The 236-nt window shown below is 63.6% G+C and carries 1 pseudogene; it reads right to left on the bottom strand.

The window, feature by feature from the left end:
- A pseudogene (locus ACYQ0J_RS13825) lies at positions 1-236 on the bottom strand (IS200/IS605 family accessory protein TnpB-related protein); the annotation flags it as partial.

Genomic DNA, 236 nt, shown 5'->3' with positions numbered 1-236 from the left:
GGCCCTGCCTGAGCCGTCTCCCCTCTTTCCCTTGGGGAGATACTTCAAGCGTTCGGTGGCGATGGCCACGCCTTCCTTCAGGGCCAGGGCTATGACCTCGTGGGCGATCTTCCAGAGGGCGAGCTCTTTCGCTCCCCTGTTGTGAGCCCGGTCCACTTCTTCCAGGGAGAGGGTGAGGTGATGCTTCAGGTTTCCATCCGGGCCCACCACGGCTAAGGCCAGGTGGTAGGGGTCGG

It is taken from the genome of Thermus sp. FJN-A (genome assembly GCF_054655095.1).
The sequence above is the reverse complement of the archived record's forward strand: the minus strand, read 5'-3'. Positions and strand labels throughout refer to the sequence as shown.